The organism is Streptomyces syringium, assembly GCF_017876625.1.
Taxonomy (GTDB): domain Bacteria; phylum Actinomycetota; class Actinomycetes; order Streptomycetales; family Streptomycetaceae; genus Streptomyces; species Streptomyces syringius.
The window spans coordinates 6,040,140-6,059,230 of record NZ_JAGIOH010000001.1 but is presented as its reverse complement, the minus strand read 5'-3'; the positions used below and the strand labels follow the sequence as shown (position 1 = coordinate 6,059,230).

The 19,091-nt window shown below is 70.3% G+C and carries 4 protein-coding genes; 1 reads left to right on the top strand and 3 read right to left on the bottom strand.

Features of this window, described 5'->3' with window-relative positions; translation table 11 throughout:
- Positions 1–33 precede the first annotated feature (33 nt).
- The 3 genes from JO379_RS26810 to JO379_RS26800 all read right to left on the bottom strand — a co-directional run bounded on the left by JO379_RS26810 (position 34) and on the right by JO379_RS26800 (position 2,969).
- Positions 34–1,155 carry a polyprenyl synthetase family protein gene (locus JO379_RS26810; RefSeq protein WP_130881586.1) on the bottom strand — a complete coding sequence of 374 codons (1,122 nt, stop codon included), beginning with the start codon at positions 1,153–1,155 and terminating at the stop codon, positions 34–36.
- 302 nt (positions 1,156–1,457) lie between these two features.
- Positions 1,458–2,033, bottom strand: a complete 576-nt coding sequence (locus JO379_RS26805) for a hypothetical protein (RefSeq protein WP_242626419.1) — start codon at positions 2,031–2,033, stop codon at positions 1,458–1,460.
- A gap of 138 nt (positions 2,034–2,171) precedes the next feature.
- A complete protein-coding gene (locus JO379_RS26800) occupies positions 2,172–2,969 on the bottom strand; it encodes an alpha/beta fold hydrolase (RefSeq protein ID WP_307842148.1) in 798 nt (265 codons plus the stop codon).
- 375 nt (positions 2,970–3,344) lie between these two features.
- Between JO379_RS26800 and JO379_RS26795 the strand changes: the two genes are divergently transcribed.
- On the top strand, positions 3,345–19,064 hold the full coding sequence (locus JO379_RS26795; protein ID WP_209517323.1) for a non-ribosomal peptide synthase/polyketide synthase: 15,720 nt from the start codon (positions 3,345–3,347) through the stop codon (positions 19,062–19,064).
- Positions 19,065–19,091: the final 27 nt, after the last annotated feature.

Sequence of the window (19,091 nt, the reverse complement as noted above, 5' to 3'; positions counted from 1 at the left end):
ACGGCCGGCTCCTTTCTGCTGCGGATCCGGCGGTCAGCCGGTCCGGTCGGCCACGAAGTCGCAGAGGGCTTCGAGGGCGGTGCGCGCGGGTATCGACGGCAGTACCGAGAGCGCGGCACGGGCGCGGGCGAGACGGTCGCGCATGATGGCCTCGGCCTCGGCGAAGGCCGGTGAACGGGGAAAGAGTTCCAGGGCGCGGTGGTGCGCCACTGGATCCTGGATCGGACCGTCCGCGAGCAGCCCGCGCAGTTCGGCGCCCTGCGGGCCGTGGTCCGCTCGGGCGAGGATCACGGGCAGGCTCGGCACCCCGGCCAGCAGGTCCTTGCCCTGTTCCTTGCCGGTCTGGTCGGCCGCCCCGGAGAGGTCCAGCAGGTCGTCGGCGATCTGGAAGGCGGCGCCGAGGTAGGCGCCGTACGCGCCCAGGGCGTCCGCGTACGGCTCCGGGGCGCCGGCCTGCCGGGCGCCGATGCTCAGCGCCATGGTCAGCAGCGACGCGGTCTTGCCGGCGGCGACCTGGAAGTAGTGCTCGACGGGGTCCTGGCCGGTCGCGGGGCCGACCAGTTCGCGCACCTGCCCGTCGACGAGCCTGCTCGCGGTCTCGGCGTTGAGGCGCACGGCCTCGGGGCCGAGGTCGGCGGCGAGCCGCGCTGCGCGGGCGAGCAGCCAGTCGCCACCGCGGACGGTCTGCCGGTTGCCCCAGCGGACGTTGGCGCTGGGCACGCCGTGCCGGGTGCTCGCCTCGTCCATCACGTCGTCGTGGTAGAGCGAGGCGACGTGCACCAGCTCCACGATGACCGCGGCCTGCGCGACCCCCTCCCGCCACGGCTCGCCGAACTCGCCGGCGAGCAGCACCAGCAGGGGCCTCATCCGCTTTCCGCCGGCCGCGGTGACGTGCCCGGTGAGCTCGGCGACCCGGGGGTCGACGGCGTCGGTCGCGGTGTCCTGGAGCCGCTTCTCCACCTCTTCCAGGGTGGCGCGCAGCCGTGCCTCGGCGGCCGGGTCGTCGAGACGGAACCGGAACTTCGGGGCGCCGCGGTGGGCGGCCGCACCGGCTTCGCGGCCCCGGCCGGTGACGACCGCGCGGACGGCGCGGGCGGCATCAAAGGCGCGGGCGGCACGGGCCGTCCGGGCGAACGACGTGCCGTTGCGGGTCATCGGAAGTCCCCGGCCGCCGTGCGTATCGACGGATCGAACACAGCCTTCTCGGCCATGGCTGAACCCCTTTGGGCAAGGAATGAGGAGAATCTGAGGCTTTTCGAGGATGTCCAATGCCCCTGGGCCGGAACAACAACGGTGACAGGTTGCTGCCATCGGACCGGTCTTGCGCTTTCGCCGGTGTCCGTGCTGGGACGCGCGGGACAAAGGCGAAGCAGGCGGGGCGATATACAACGGAAGCCCCGGCAACGGACGTTGCGGGGCTTCACTGAGGGCGAGGGCGGCAGAGCCCGGCGGACCGTTCAGTCCTCCGGCCGGCAGCGGCGCCGGTAGTAGCCGTATGTCAGGGCGAGCACCAGCGGCCCCCACAGGGTGAACAAGCCGCTGACCGTTCCCGCCAGCGCGGCCCACCATCCGTTGGTGTAAGGGACATCCGAGAACCCGGCGATCTCGAACATGCAGAGCAGCCAGTCGACCGACAACGCCGTGAAGAAGAGACCGGCGAGGGCCGCGGGCACGATCACCAGGAAGGGCGGGATGCGCCTGCCGCGGAACACGGGCACCCATGCGGGCACGGTCTCGCCCCACCAACGCACCAGGCCGGAGCACAACAAGGCGAACGCCTCGGACAGCAGGCTGAGCGCGAAGACGTAGGGAATGGTCACCCATAACGGCTGCGGCGCGGGGGGCACGTCCATCCCCATTCGGAATCCGAATCCGATGGGCAGTCGCCAGATGCACACCGGCAGGGCCAGCAGCGGGATGGCGTGGGCGACGATCTCCGCCCAGCGCGGGACGGGCCGCTCCGTCGACCTGACCGCCTTGGCCGTCCTGGTCGCCTTGATCACCGCTGCCGGACGCGCCGTGTTGATTGCCATGTCCTCAGTATTTCCGGTCCGCGAGGGGGCGGGATCATGCACGGGCACGACTCCGCTCCCCCAAATGGCGGAGGCCCGCGGCCGGGCGGTCCTCCGCACGCCGGACGGCCGGCCCGACGATCCGCCGCGGGCCGGGGCTCAACGGCCCGGGCACTGGTTCACCCGCCGCAGGATCTCGTCGGTGATGCGCTGCGGCGCCTGTTCCGGCTGCCAGTGCGTGACGCCTTCCAGGAGCACGAAGCGGTAGGGGCCGGTCACGTGCTCCGCCGTCCGGTCCACCGCGACCCGGCTCGCCGCCCGGTCGCCGTCACTGGATATGTATGTGGTCGGCACCGGGACCGGTCCCAGGCCCTCGTGCTCGGCGAGCAGGCTGCCGGAGCGGTACCAGTTCAGCGTCGCGTCCAGCACTCCGGGCCGGGTGTGCAGGTCGAGGTAGTGCTTCACCTGGTCGGGGGCGACGTCGTCGCCGAACAGGGACCGGAGCGGCTCCGCGCCGTCCGCGAGCAACCCGGCCGTGCTGTCGGGCGACACGAAGTAGGCGATGTACTGGGAGAGTTGGCGTTGCTGCGGATCGTGGCGCAGCGCATACCAATACGCCTCCAGGTGCGGAAAGGAGATCGCGGTCAGGGTGCGTACCCGGCCGGTGTGGCGCGCGGCCAGGTACCAGGCGACGACCGACCCCCAGTCGTGGCCCACCACATGGGCGGACTCGACACCGAGGGCGTCCAGGATGCCCACCGCGTCACCGGCAAGCAGCGGCAGCGCGTACGAGTCCGCGCCCACCGGCCGGGCGCCGTCGGAGTAGCCACGCTGATCGGGCGCGATGGTCCGCAGGCCCGCGGCGTGGAGAGCCGGCGCCACCTGGTCCCAGGCACGTCGACTCTGCGGGAATCCGTGCAGGAGCAGGACCGGTTCTCCGTCCTCGGGTCCTGACACCTCGACATCGAATACCAGATCACCAGCCGGAACCCGCATGCGTATCCCTTTTCACTGTTCATACCGGAAACCGAGTACGTCGCCAACGGGATTTCCGGCATGCTCCGTCGTCCTGCCATGAAAGACACCGTCCGGCCCTTGCACCGGGCAACCGCGTCCTTGGGACCGTACCGAACAAGGCGCCCGCGCAGCGACACCATGACAGCCAACTGCTGTCCCCACCAGGGGCTGCGGCTCCCGCTCTCCACGATCTGGCAGCTTGTTGCAGTCGTCGTTGCCCCCCTACTCGGGCCGACTGTTGAGTGACCTCTGTAATGCGCTGTTATCCATCTGGGCGCGAACAGCCGGTGCGTATATGGAGTGGGAGTAATTCACGTGAATAGCCGTGGGGTCGAGGACATTCTTCCACTGTCGCCGCTGCAGCAGGGCCTGTTGTTCCACGCGGTGTACGACGAGGAGTCGGCCGATATCTACGCCGTTCAGCTGGTGCTCGAAATCGAGGGCCCGCTGCATGCCGACTCGATGCGACTGGCCGCGGCGGCCCTGCTGCGCCGGCACGCCAACCTCCGGGCGGCGTTCCTTCACGAGAAGTTCGACGAGCCGGTGCAGCTGATTCCCCGTGAGGTGGAACTGCCCTGGGACCGGACGGATCTCAGCCTGCTGCCGGAGGGCGAGCGCGAGGCCGAGTGGGAGCGCTGGCTGGCCGCGGACCGCGCCCGGCGCTTCGACCTCACCAAGCCGCCGCTGATCCGGTTCACCCTCGTCACCATGGCTCCCGACCGGTTCCGACTGGTCATCTCCAACCACCACATCCTCCTCGACGGCTGGTCGATGCCCGTCCTGCTGCGCGAGCTGTTCGAGCTCTACGGCACGCAGGGCTATCCGGGTGGGCTGCCCCGGGTGACCCCGTACCGCGACTACCTCACCTGGCTGACCAAGCAGGACCCGGCAGCCGCCCGGACGGCCTGGTCGAAGGCGCTCGGCGGCCTGGAGGAGCCGAGCCTGCTCGCCCCCGTCGAGCGGGGCCGCGGTCACGACTTCCCGGAGCTGGTCTCCGTCGATCTGCCCGTCTCCCTCACCGAGGCACTCGCGGGCCAGGCAAGGTCGGGCGGCCGCACCCTCAACACCCTTCTGCAGGCCACGTGGGCCATCGCGCTCGGCCAGCTCACCGGACGGGACGACGTCGTTCTCGGCTCGGTCGTCTCCGGCCGTCCTCCGCACCTCCCCGGCATCGAGTCGATGGTCGGCCTCTTCATCAACACCGTTCCGGTACGCGTCACCCTCGACCCCGCCGAGACGTTCGGCGCCCTCGTCGACCGGCTGCAGAGCGAGCAGGCCGCCCTCACGCCCTACCATCACGTCGGCCTGACCGAGCTGCAGCAACTGGCCGGTGTGGGCGACCTGTTCGACACCTGCGTCGTGGTGGAGAACTACCCGGTCGACACGGCCGACCTGGCGCTCCCCGGCGAGGGCCTGCGGATCACGGGCTTCGACGGTCGCGACGCCACGCACTACGCGGCGGTGCTCACCGCGGTCCCCGGTGAGCGACTGCACCTGCGGTTGGAGTACCAGGCCGGTGTGTTCGACCGTGCCACCGCCGAGTCCGTCCTGGACCGGGTCCTTCGACTGCTGGAGCAGATCGCCGGAGGGGACACCACCCCGGTGGGACGGCTCGAACTGCTGGGGCCGGAGGAACGGGAGCGTCTGCTCACCGAGTGGAGCCCCGCCGCGGCGCCGGTGCCCGAGGCGACGATGGTGGACCTCTTCGAGGCACAGGCCGCACGTACGCCGGACGCGATCGCGGTGCGTTTCGGCGAGACCGGGCTGTCGTACGCGGAGCTGGACGCGCGGGCGAACCGGCTGGCCCGGCACCTGATCTCGCGGGGAGTGGGGCCCGAGCGACTGGTGGCCCTGGTCCTGCCGCGCACCGAGCACATGGTCGTATCGCTGCTGGCCGTTCTCAAGGCCGGCGGCGGCTACCTCGCGGTGGACCCGGAGTACCCGGCGGAGCGGATCACGTACCTGCTTCAGGACGCACGGCCGGTTGTCGTGCTGTCGACCGTCGAGACCTCTTCGGCACTCGACTCCGTGGCACCGCAGGGCGAATCCCGCCTGGTGCTCGACTCCCCGGCGGTGTCGGACGACATCTCCCGGCAGTCCGACGAGGCCGTCACCGACGAGGACCGCACGACGGCCCTCTCGCCCTGGCACCCGGCCTACGTCATCTACACCTCGGGCTCCACCGGCCGCCCCAAGGGCGTCGTGATCCCCCATCGCAATGGTGTGCAGCTCTTCCACAGCCACCAGGCCGGCATCTTCGCTCCGGAGGCGACGGCCACGGGCGGACAGCGGATGAGAACCGCACTGATCAGCGCGTTCACCTTCGACGCGTCCGTCGATGGTCTGATGTGGATGCTGGCCGGCCATGAACTGCACGTCATCGGTGACGAGGTACGGCGCGATGCCGAGCGGCTGACCCGCTACATCGCCGAGGCGCGCGTCGACGTCGTCGACATCACACCGACGCACCTCCAGCACCTGCTGGCCGCCGGACTCATGCGGAACACCCAGCACCGGCCCCGTCTGCTGCAGATCGGCGGCGAGGCGACCGGTGAGGCGCTGTGGCAGGAGCTGCGGCAGCTGCCGGACACCATGACGTACAACCAGTACGGGCCCACCGAGACCACCGTGGACGCGATCCAGTGCAGGCTCGCGGACAGCCCGCGGCCTCTGATCGGACGCCCGCTGCGGAACACCCGGGCCTATGTCCTCGACTCCCACCTGCGGCTGCTGCCGCCCGGTGTGACGGGTGAGCTCTACATCGCGGGCCCCAGCCTTGCCCGCGGCTATCTGGACCGTCCGGGCCTGACGGCCGGCTCGTTCATCGCCGATCCGTTCGGTGCTCCGGGTGAGCGGATGTACCGCTCCGGCGACCTGGTGCGCTGGACCGCGGACGGCCGGCTGGACTACCTCGGCCGCGCGGACGACCAGGTGAAGATCCGCGGCTTCCGGATCGAGATCGGCGAGATCGAGACCGCGCTCTCCTCCCACCGGGCCGTCGCCCGGGCGGCGGTCGTCGTCCGTGAGGACCGGCCCGGCGACAAGCGCCTGGTCGCGTATGCCGTTCCGGCCACCGACGGGAACATCGACCCCGACGCGCTCCGTGACCACCTCACGGGCCTGCTGCCCGAGTACATGGTCCCCGCCGCCTTCGTCACCCTCGACGCCCTCCCGCTGACCGCCAACGGCAAGCTCGACCAGCGGGCCCTGCCCGCACCCGATTTCGCCCACCAGGTCACCGGCCGCGCCCCGCGCGACGAGCGCGAGAAAGCCCTGTGCGCGCTCTTCGCGGACGTCCTCGGCCTGGAGCGGATCGGGATCGACGACAGCTTCTTCAACCTGGGCGGCCACTCGCTGACCGCCACCCGCCTCGTCAGCCGGATCCGTGCCGAACTCGGGGTCGAGCTGTCGGTACGCAGCCTGTTCCAGGCACCGACCGTGGCGGGGATCGCCGCACTGTTCGGTTCCGCCGGCGCTGCCCGCAGGCCGCTGAGCGCCATGGAGCGCCCGGCCGGGATTCCGCTCTCCGCCTCCCAGAACCGGCTGTGGTTCCTCAACCGGCTGGAGGACACCGGCGGCAACTACAACATGCCGACGGCGCTCCGGCTCTCCGGTGCCTTGGACGTGAAGGCGATGGAGCTCGCCCTCAATGACGTGATCGCACGTCACGAGAGCCTGCGCACCGTCTTCCCCGAGACCGACGGACTCCCGCGCCAGGAGATCCTGCCCGCCTCCGACGCACGGCTGGAGCTGCCCACCACGGTGGTCACCGAGGAGGACCTGGCCCAGGCCCTCGCCGAGGAGGCCGCCACCCGATTCGACCTCGCCACACGGATACCGATCCGGGCACGGTTGTTCCGGACGGCACCCGACAGTCACGTCCTGCTGGTGTCCATGCATCACATCGCCGGCGACGGGTGGTCGATGACTCCCCTCGCGCGCGACCTGTCCACCGCCTACGTCGCCCGCTGCGAGGGTGCGGCGCCGACGTGGCAGCCGCTGCCGGTGCAGTACGCCGACTACACCCTGTGGCAGCGGGAGGTGCTGGGCGACGAGTCCGACCCCGCCAGCACGATGGCGCAGCAGGTCGCGTACTGGCGGGCGAACCTCGCGGGCTCCCCCGAGGAACTGGCTCTCCCGACCGACCGGCCGAGGCCGGCCCAGCCGACCCGGCGTGCGGCCGACGTACCCGTCGTGCTGGACGCGGCCACGCACCAGCGGCTGCTCACCCTGTCCCAGGAGAACGGCAGCAGCCTCTTCATGGTGCTCCAGGCGGGTGTGGCGGCGCTGCTGACCCGTTACGGGGCGGGCACGGACATCCCCGTCGGCTCGCCGATCGCGGGACGTACGGACGCGGCGCTGGACGACCTGGTCGGGTTCTTCGTCAACACGCTGGTGCTGCGTACGGACACGTCGGGGGACCCGACGTTCCGGGAACTGCTGGGCCGGGTCCGGGAGACGGATCTCGCGGCCTACGCCCACCAGGACCTGTCGTTCGAGCGTCTCGTGGAGATCCTCAACCCCACCCGGTCCCTGGCCCGCCACCCCCTCTTCCAGGTCTTCCTGTCGCTGCACAACAACCCCGCCACCACGCTGGACCTCAACGGTGTCAGCGCCACCGACCATGTGGTTCCGCTGCACGACGCGAGGTTCGACCTGACCTTCGAGCTCGTCGAGACCCTGGACGAGCGGAACAACCCCGCCGGTATTGCGGGTCGTCTGGAGTTCGCGCGGGACCTGTTCGATGAGGGTTCGGCGCGTCGGTTGGCGGAGGGGTTGGTGCGACTGCTGGAGGCGGTCGCGGCTGATCCGGGTGTGTCGATCGGTGCGGTGGAGGTGCAGTCCGCTGCTGAGCGCGGGTTGGTCGTGGAGGGTTGGAACGCGACCGGGAGTGAGGTGGCGGCAGGGACGTTGCCGGGGGTGTTCGAGGCGCAGGTGGCGCGGACGCCGGATGCGACGGCTGTGGTGTTCGAGGGCGAGTCGCTGACGTACGGGGAGTTGGACGCTCGGGCGAACCGGCTTGCGCATGAGTTGGTGGCGCGGGGGGTGGCCAGTGGTGACTTCGTCGCCGTTGCGGCGCCTCGGTCGCTGGAGTTGATGGTCGCGCTGTATGCGGTGGTGAAGGCGGGTGCGGCGTATGTGCCGGTCGACCCGGACTACCCGGCCGAGCGGATCGGCTGGATTCTCGAGGACGCCAAGCCGGCGCTGGTCCTGACGACGACCGCTGTTGCCGACAGTCTGCCGGCCAGCGGAGTCCCGGCGCTGCTGCTGGACACGCCTGCGGGTGTGGCGGCGGAGCACCCGGACACGGCCCCCGTGCGGGTGTTGCCGGAGAACGCGGCGGCGTATGTCATCTTTACGTCGGGTTCGACGGGGCGCCCGAAGGGTGTCGTCGTCGGGCATGAGGGCATTCACAACCGGTTGGAGTGGATGCAGGACACCTACGGGTTGGATGCTTCGGACCGGGTGTTGCAGAAGACTCCGTCCGGTTTCGATGTGTCGGTGTGGGAGTTCTTCTGGGCCCTGCGCACCGGCGCGACGCTGGTGCTGGCGCGTCCGGAGGGGCACAAGGACCCCGCCTACATGGCGCGCCTGATCCAGGACGAGAACATCACGACGGTGCACTTCGTGCCGTCGATGCTGCAGGCGTTCCTCGCCGACCCCGCCGCCGGTCACTGCACCGGGCTGCGCCGGGTGATCTGCTCGGGCGAGGCCCTGCCTGTCGATGCCGTCCAGCGCTTCCATGCCCTTCTGCCGGGTGTGGAGCTGCACAACCTCTACGGGCCCACCGAAGCCTCCGTCGATGTCACCGCACATGCCTGCACCCCGGACGCGCAGACCGCGAGCGTGCCGATCGGCCGGCCCATCTGGAACACCCGCACCTACGTCCTGGACGCCGCCCTGCGCCCCGCACCGATCGGCGTCCCTGGTGAGCTCTACCTCGCCGGTATCCAGCTCGCCCACGGCTACACCGGCCGCCCCGGCCTGACCGCCGAGCGCTTCACCGCCGACCCCTACAGCACCACCGGCGAACGCATGTACCGCACCGGCGACATCGCCCGCTGGACCGCCGACGGCACCCTCGAATACCAGGGCCGCGCCGATGACCAGGTCAAGCTCCGTGGCTTCCGCATCGAACTCGGCGAGATCGAGCACACGCTGACGTCGCACGACACGGTCGCCCAAGCCACCGTCATCGTCCGCGACGACCGCCTCGTGGCCTATGCCGTGCCCGCCGACGACAAGGGTCTCGACACTGACATCCTGCGCACCCACGTCGCGGGTGTCCTGCCCGAGTACATGGTCCCGTCCGCCTTCGTTACCCTCACCGAACTCCCCCTGACCGCCAACGGCAAGCTCGACCGCAAGGCCCTGCCCGCCCCCGACTTCACCGCACAGGCAAACAGCCGCGCACCCCGCAACGCACGCGAAGAACTGCTCTGCACCCTCTTCGCCGACGTCCTCGGCCTCGACACCATCGGCATCGACGACAGCTTCTTCAACCTCGGCGGCCACTCCCTCCTCGCCACCCGCCTCATCAGCCGCATCCGCACCGAACTCGGTGTGGAACTCCCGGTGCGCGCGGTCTTCGACGAGCCCACGGTCGCGGGGCTGGCGAGCAAGGTGGACTCGGCCGGTGCCTCGCGTCAGGCCTTGAGCACCATGGAACGGCCGGAGGAGATCCCGCTGTCCGCGGCCCAGCGCCGCCTGTGGTTCCTCAACCGGCTCGAAGGCCCCAACGCCACCTACAACCTCCCCCTCTCGGTCCGCCTTCAGGGCTCCCTGGACACCACCGCCCTGCGTTCGGCCGTCACCGACGTGGTCACCCGGCACGAGAGCCTGCGGACCGTCTTCCCCGACACCGACGGCCGGCCCCGCCAGGAGGTCCTGACCGGTGACCGGGCCGTACCCGAGCTCGTCGTCACCGACGTGACGGCCGATTCCCTCGCCGGGCACGTCGAGACCGCGTCGCAGCAGGGCTTCGACCTCGCACGCGAACTGCCTGTCCGAGCACACCTGTTCCGTGTGTCCGCCGACGATCACGTACTCCTGCTGGTCGTCCACCACATCGCGGGCGACGGCTGGTCGATGGCTCCCCTCTCCCGTGATCTGTCCGACGCGTACCGGGCGCGCCTGGCCGGTACGGCTCCGACGTGGCAGCCGCTGCCGGTCCAGTACGCCGACTACACCCTCTGGCAGCGCGACGTACTCGGCGACGAGAACGACCCGCAGAGCGTCATGAACAGCCAGCTGGACTTCTGGCGCACCACCCTCTCCGGCATCCCCGAAGAGCTCCAGCTCCCCACCGACCGGCCGCGGCCCGCCGTCGCCACCAACCGGGGCCGCACCCTCCCCCTGGAGCTGCCGGCCGACGTCCACCAGCGGATCGTGGACATCGCCCATGCCCACGGCGCGAGTGTGTTCATGGTGGTGCAGGCCGCGGTCGCGGCGCTGCTCGGCAAGCTGGGTGCCGGTGAGGACATCCCGATCGGCAGCGTCATCGCCGGACGCACCGACGAAGCACTCGACGACCTCGTCGGCTTCTTCGTCAACACCCTCGTCCTGCGCACCGACCTCTCCGGCAACCCCACCTTCGCCGAACTCGTCCAGCGCGTGAAGGAAACCGACCTCGCCGCCTATGCCAACCAGGACGTCCCCTTCGAGCGGCTGGTCGACGACCTCAGCCCGGAGCGCTCCCTGGCCCGGCACCCCCTCTTCCAGGTCATGTTGTCGTTCGAGAACAACGCCGCCGCGCGGGCCGAGATCCCCGGCACGGAGGTGACGCCCTACGGGGTGGCGCTGGACGTCGCGAAGTTCGACCTGTCGTTCCAGCTCGTCGAGCGCTTCGGCCCCGACGGGGCTCCGGCGGGCATCGGCGGTGGCATCGAATTCGCCACCGACCTGTTCGACGCGGACACCGCCCAGGGCATCGTGGACCGCTGGGCACGGCTGCTGGACGGCGTGCTGGGTGACCCGGACGCCCCGGTGAGTGCGGTGGAGGTGCTGTCGGAGGAGGAGCGCGAGCGGATCCTCGTCGCCTGGAACCCCGAGGCGGGGTCGGCGCCCGAAGCGACGCTGGTGGCGCTGTTCGAGGCCCAGGCCGCGCGGACACCGCAGTCCGTCGCGGTCACCGGCGACGGGACGAGCCTGACCTACGCGGAGCTGGACGCCGGCGCGAACCGCCTGGCCCGCCACCTCATCGAGCGGGGCGTGGGCCCGGAGCAGTTGGTGGCCCTGGCCCTGCCCCGTACCGAGCAGATGATCGTCGCCCTGCTCGCCGTGCTGAAGGCGGGCGCCGGTTACCTCCCGGTCGACCCGGACTACCCGGCCGACCGCATCGCGTACATGCTCCAGGACGCCCGCCCGGCGCTGGTGCTGTCGTCCACGGAGGCCGTGGCCGTCCTCGACACCGCGGCGGCGGACACCACGGCACGCCTGGTCCTCGACGACCCGGCCGTCGTGGCCGAACTTGCCCGGCAGTCCGCCGAGCCGGTCACCGACGCCGAGCGGATCACCCCGCTCTCGCCGTGGCACCCGGCGTACGTCATCTACACCTCGGGATCCACCGGCCGCCCCAAGGGTGTGATGATCCCGCACCAGAACGTCACGCGTCTCTTCGCCTCGACCGAGCACTGGTTCGGCTTCGGCACCGAGGACGTCTGGACGATGTTCCACTCCTACGCCTTCGACTTCTCCGTCTGGGAGATCTGGGGCCCGCTGCTGTACGGCGGCCGGCTCGTCATGGTCCCCTACACGACCAGTCGCTCCACGCAGGAGTTCCGTGCCCTGCTCGCGGACCAGGGGGTGACGGTCCTCAACCAGACCCCGTCCGCCTTCTACCGGCTCATCCAGGAGGAGCGCGAGAACCCCGGCGCGGCTGGCGAACTCGCCCTGCGTACGGTCGTCTTCGGCGGCGAGGCCCTCGATCTGCGGCGCCTGGAGGACTGGTACGAGATCCACCCGGACACCGCCCCGACCCTCGTCAACATGTACGGCATCACGGAAACCACCGTGCATGTCACCTACCGGGCCCTCGACCGCCGCGGTGCGGCCGCCCTCAGTGGCAGCGTGATCGGTGAGGCGATCCCGGACCTCCGGGTCTACGTCCTGGACGCGGGGCTGCGTCCGGTTCCGCCCGGTGTCCCCGGCGAGCTGTACGTCGCGGGCGACGGCCTGGCCCGTGGCTATTTGGGCCGCCCCGGGCTGTCCTCCGAGCGGTTCGTCGCCTGCCCGTTCGGTGCGCCGGGCGCCCGGATGTACCGCACCGGCGACGTCGTGCGATGGACGGGTGACGGCGAGCTCGAGTACCACGGCCGCGCGGACGACCAGGTCAAGATCCGTGGCTTCCGCATCGAACTCGGCGAGATCGAAGCGGCGCTGTCCTCCTACGACACGGTCGCCCAGGCCACCGTCGTCGTCCGCGAGGACCAGCCGGGCAACAAGCGGCTCGTCGCCTATGTCGTGCCGGCCACCGGCCGGAGCATCGACACTGACGGGCTGCGCGCCCATGTGACGGAGGTCCTGCCGGAGTACATGGTCCCGGCCGCGTTCGTCACCCTGGACACGCTGCCGCTGACGGCGAACGGGAAGCTGGACCGCAAGGCCCTGCCCGCCCCCGACTTCAGCGAGCACGTCACCGGCCGCGGCCCGCGCGACGCCCGCGAGGAGCTGCTCTGCGGTCTGTTCGCGGAGGTCCTCGGGCTCGACACGGTCGGCATCGACGACAGCTTCTTCGAGCTCGGCGGCGACAGCATCGTCTCCATCCAGCTCGTCAGCCGCGCCCGTACCGCCGGCCTCGTCCTCACCCCGCGCGACGTCTTCCAGCACCGCACGGTCGAGGCACTGGCCGTGGTGGCACAGGCCGCCGACGGCGAGGCAGACGCCGCGCCGCAGGACCCGGACGCGGGCATCGGTGAGCTGCCCGCGACACCGATCATCCACTGGACCGCCGAGATCGGCGGACCCGTCGACGGCTACAACCAGGCCATGGTCGTCCAGGCCCCGGCCACCGCCACCCTGGACACCCTCACCGCCACACTCCAGTCCGTCCTCGACCATCACGACATCCTGCGACTGCGCACCACCCGGACCGAAGGCACCGACTGGGCCCTCACGATCCGGCCCAAGGGAGCAGTCAAGGCCGCAAGCCTTCTTCGCCGCGTCGACGCCAAGGGCGTGCACGGCGACGACCTGCGCACCCTCATGGCCGACGAGGCCCGGACCGCTCAGGACGCGCTCGACCCCGACAACGGCGTCATGCTGCAGGCGGTCTGGTTCGACGCGGGCGAAGGCACCACCGGGCGTCTGCTTCTCATGGCCCACCACCTGGTGATCGACGGAGTCTCCTGGCGCATCCTCCTCCCCGACCTCGCCACCGCCTATCAGGCTCTCAGCAGCGGCGACGACATCGAACTCCCGCCAGTGGGAACGTCGTTCCGTGCTTGGGCTCAGGGCCTGGTGGAAGCAGCGTCCTCGAAGGCCCGTGTCGCCGAGCTCGATATCTGGACCTCCATGCTCGGCACCGACGACCCGCTCCTCGGCAACCGCCCCCTCGACCCCCACCGCGACACCGCCACCACCTCCCGCAGCCTCTCCCTTGAACTCCCCACCCACATCACCGACCCGCTACTCACCACCGTCCCCGCGGTCTTCCACGCCGGCGTCAACGACATCCTCCTGACCGCCTTCGCCCTCGCCGTCGCCAACTGGCGCCACCGCCACGGCCAGCACCACACCCCCACCCTCATCGACCTCGAAGGCCACGGACGCGAAGAACTCGTGCCCGGTGCCGACATCTCCCGCACCATCGGCTGGTTCACCAGCATCTTCCCCGTCAACCTCGACCCCGGCGTGAGCGAACACGACTGGCCCGACATCTGGGCCGGCGGCCCCACCCTCGGCAACGCCATCAAAACCATCAAGGAACAACTCCGCGCCCTCCCCGACAACGGCGCCGGCTACGGACTGCTGCGCCACCTCAACCAGCAGACAGCAGCCACCCTCGCCACCCTCCCCACCCCCCAGATCAGCTTCAACTACCTCGGCCGCTTCGAACTCGCCGACGAAAAGGCGGAGGCCTCCGACTGGGAGCTGTCCTCCAACACCGACGTGGGCAACGGCCGGGACCCGAAGGGCAGGATCACTCATGCGCTTGAGGTGAGCGCCCTGACGGCCGACACAGCCGAAGGCGGCTCCTCCCTGGTCGCAGGCTGGTCCTGGCCGCAGGACCTGCTCGACGAGGACGACGTACGGGATCTGGCACAGACCTGGTTCCGCGCACTCGAAGCCATCGTCACGCACGCCGCGGGACCGGGCGCCGGCGGCCACACCCCCTCCGACTTCCCCCTGGTGAACCTCACGCAGGGTGAGCTCGACGGGCTGCGGGCAAAGCAGTCTCAGTTGGCCGATGTCCTCCCGCTGGCGCCGCTTCAGCAGGGACTGCTCTTCCATGCGCTGTACGACACGGAGGGGTCCGACGTCTACTCCGTGCAGATGGCCTTTGACTTCGAAGGCGACCTGAACGTCGAGGCGATGAAGAAGGCAGCCGCCAAACTGCTCGCCCGGCATGCCAATCTGCGGGCCGGGTTCCACACCCGCGAGAACGGCGATCCGGTACAGGTGGTCTCCCAGCGGGTGGAGCTGCCGTGGACCGACGTGGACCTGAGCGGTCTCCCCGAAGCGGACCTTCAGGCGGAGCTCTCCCGGCTCGCGTCCGAGGACCGCGTCCGGCGCTTCGACCTGACGGCTCCGCCGCTGATGCGCTTCATCCTGTTCACCACGGGGCAGGACCGTCACCGTCTCCTGGTGACCAACCACCACATCCTCCTCGACGGTTGGTCGACGCCGATCCTGGTGGACGAGCTGTTCGCGCTGTACAACACGAGCGGCGACGACTCGGGCCTGCCGCGGGTGACCCCCTACCGCGACTATCTCGCCTGGCTCACCGAGCAGGACCGCACGGAAGCCGAAGCCGCCTGGGCCCGTGAGTTCGACGGCCTGGAGGAGCCGACACTGCTGGCCGGCCCCACCGAGGGCCAGGAGTCCGCGCTCCCGGAGCGGCTGGTGGTCGAGCTGAAGGCGGACGAGACGGCCGAGCTGCTCGCGCAGGCCCGTCGGCTCGGCGTCACGACGAACACCATCGTGCAAACGGCATGGGCACTGCTGCTCAGCCATCTGACCGGACGGGACGACGTGGTGTTCGGCGCCACGGTCTCGGGCCGCCCCGCGGACATCCCGGGCATCGAGTCCATGGTCGGCCTGTTCATCAACACCCTCCCCGTGCGCGTCCGGATCGATCCCGCCGATGCCCTGGGCAGCCTCGTGAACCGCGTGCAGGAACAGCAGACGAACCTGCTGCCCCATCACCACATCGGGCTCAACGACGTACAGCGGCTGACCGGACACAGCGAACTCTTCGACACCCTCGTCGTCTTCGAGAACTACCCGATCGACGACGACTCGCTGGAGCAGGACAGCAAGGGACTGAACATCGTTTCCGGCACCAGCCGGGACGCCACTCACTACCCGCTCAGCCTCATCGCCTCCCAGGACGACACCTCGTTCCACCTGCGCCTGGACTACCGTCCCGACGTCATCGACGCCGAGCGAGTGGCCGTGATCGGCGAGCAACTCAGGCAGCTGCTGGCCACGCTGGCCGACAAGGCCGAGTTGCCGACGGGCCGGGCGGAGCTTCTCCCATCCGCTGAGCGCGGGTTGGTCGTGGAGGAGTGGAACGCGACCGGGTGTGAGGTGGCGGCAGGGACGTTGCCGGGGGTGTTCGAGGCGCAGGTGGCGCGGACGCCGGATGCCACGGCTGTGGTGTTCGAGGGCGCGTGCCTGTCGTATGCGGAGTTGGACGCCCGGGCGAACCGGCTTGCGCATGAGCTGGTGGCGCGGGGGGTGGCAGGCGGTGACTTCGTCGCCGTGGCCGCACCTCGGTCGCTGGAGCTGATGGTCGCGCTGTACGCGGTGGTGAAGGCGGGTGCGGCGTATGTGCCGGTCGACCCGGACTACCCGGCCGAGCGCATCGGCTGGATTCTCGAGGACGCCAAGCCGGCGCTCGTCCTGACCACGACCGCTGTCGCCGGCCGACTGCCCGAGGGTGATGTGCCGGTGCTGCTGCTGGACACGCCCGCGGGTGTGGCGGCGGAGCACCCGGACACCGCACCCGAGCGGGTGTTGCCGGACAACGCGGCGGCGTATGTCATCTTCACCTCAGGTTCGACGGGGCGCCCGAAGGGTGTCGTCGTCGGGCATGAAGGCATTCACAACCGGCTGGAGTGGATGCAGGACACCTACGGGCTCGACGCGAGCGACCGGGTGCTGCAGAAGACCCCGTCCGGGTTCGACGTCTCGGTATGGGAGTTCTTCTGGGCCCTGCGCACCGGCGCCACGCTGGTGCTGGCGCGTCCGGAGGGGCACAAGGACCCCGCCTACATGGCACGCCTGATCCAGGACGAGAACATCACGACGGTGCACTTCGTGCCGTCGATGCTCCAGGCGTTCCTCGCCGACCCCGCCGCCGGTCACTGCACCGGACTGCGCCGGGTCATCTGCTCGGGCGAGGCATTGCCCGCCGATGCCGTCCAGCGCTTCCATGCCCTTCTGCCGGGTGTGGAGCTGCACAACCTCTACGGCCCCACCGAAGCCTCCGTCGACGTCACCGCACACGCCTGCACCCCCGGCACGCACAGCGCGTCGGTGCCGATCGGCCGGCCCATCTGGAACACCCGCACCTACGTCCTGGACGCCGCCCTGCGCCCCGCACCCATCGGCGTCCCCGGCGAGTTGTACCTCGCGGGCATCCAGCTCGCCCACGGCTACACCGGCCGCCCCGGCCTGACCGCCGAGCGCTTCACCGCCGACCCCTACAGCACCACCGGCGAACGCATGTACCGCACCGGCGACATCGCCCGCTGGACCGCCGACGGGGTGCTCGAATACCAGGGCCGCGCCGACGACCAGGTCAAGCTCCGTGGCTTCCGCATCGAACTCGGCGAGATCGAGAACGCCCTCACCACCCACGACACCGTCGCCCAGGCCACCGTCATCGTCCGCGACGACCGCCTCGTGGCCTATGCCGTGCCCGCCGACGACAAGGGTCTCGACACTGACATCCTGCGCACCCACGTCGCGGGTGTCCTGCCCGAGTACATGGTCCCGTCCGCCTTCGTCACCCTGGACACGCTGCCGCTGACCGCCAACGGCAAGCTCGACCGCAAGGCCCTGCCCGCCCCCGACTTCAGTGAACGCGTCACTGGGCGTGCCCCGCGCGACGCACGCGAAGAACTGCTCTGCACCCTCTTCGCCGATGTCCTCGGCCTCGACACCATCGGCATCGACGACAGCTTCTTCGAGCTCGGCGGCGACAGCATCGTCTCCATCCAGCTCGTCAGCCGCGCCCGTACCGCCGGCCTCGTCCTCACCCCGCGCGATGTCTTCCGACACCGCACGGTCGAGGCGCTGGCCATCGTGGCTCAAGCCGTCGACGGAGTCACCGAAGCGGTACCGGAGGACCCGGACGCGGGCATCGGTGAGCTGCCCGCGACACCGATCATCCACTGGCTGGCCGAGACCGGCGGACCCGTCGACGGTTTCCACCAGGCCATGGTCGTCCAGGCCCCGGCCACCGCCACCCTGGACACCCTCACCACCGCCCTGCAGACCGTCCTCGACCATCACGACATCCTGCGCCTGCGCACCACCCGGACCGAGGGAGAGCCGTGGGCGCTCACCGTGCGGTCCAAGGGGGCCGTCAAGGCCGCAGGCATTCTTCGCCGCGTCGACACCACCGGTGTCCACGGCGATGACCTGCGCGCCCTCATGGCCGAGGAGACCCGTCCCGCCCAGGCCGCACTCGACCCCGACGGCGGCGTCATGCTGCAGGCGGTCTGGTTCGACGCCGGCGAAGGCACCACCGGGCGTCTCCTCCTCATGGCCCACCACCTGGTCATCGACGGAGTCTCCTGGCGCATCCTCCTCCCCGACTTCGCCACGGCCCACGCGGCGGCCGAGGCCGGTCGGCCGGCGGACTTCGGGCGGGCCGGGACGTCGTTCCGTGCTTGGGCCCAGGGTCTGGTGGAAGCAGCGTCCTCGAAGGCCCGTGTCGCCGAGCTCGATGTCTGGACCTCCATGCTCGGCACCGACGACCCGCTCCTCGGCAACCGCCCCCTCGACCCCCACCGCGACACCGCCACCACCTCGCGCAGCCTCTCCTTCGAACTCCCCACCCACATCACCGACCCGCTGCTGACGAGTGTCCCCGCGGTCTTCCACGCCGGCGTCAACGACATCCTCCTGACCGCCTTCGCCCTCGCCGTCGCCAACTGGCGCCACCGCCACGGCCAGCACCACACCCCCACCCTCATCGACCTCGAAGGCCACGGACGCGAAGAACTCGTCCCCGGTGCCGACATCTCCCGCACCATCGGCTGGTTCACCAGCATCTTCCCCGTCAACCTCGACCCCGGCGTGAGCGAACATGACTGGCCCGACATCTGGGCCGGCGGCCCCACCCTCGGCAACGCCGTCAAAACCATCAAGGAACAACTCCGCGCCCTCCCCGACAACGGCGCCGGCTACGGACTGCTGCGCCACCTCAACCAGCAGACAGCAGCCACCCTCGCCACCCTCCCCACCCCCCAGATCAGCTTCAACTACCTCGGCCGCTTCGAACTCGCCGACGAAAAGGGCGGCACGGGGACGGCGACCTCGTGGGCTCCCGCGCCGGAGGCCGACAGCGGTGTGAGCGGCGGCAGTGACCGGGGCATGGCGCTCAGGTACGCGCTTCTCCTCACATCCGCAGCGGTGGACGGCCCGGACGGCCCGGCGCTGACCGCCGATTGGTCCTGGCCGCAGGAGCTGTTCCACGAGGACGACGTACGGGATCTGGCACAGACCTGGTTCCGCGCACTGGAAGCCGTCGTCACGCACGCCGCGGGACCGGGCGCCGGCGGCCACACCCCCTCCGACCTGTCCCTCGGAGGCCTGTCCCAGGACGAAATCGACGAGTTCGAAGACGAACTCGGGCTCTGAGCAGAGATCACGACATGACGAAGGACA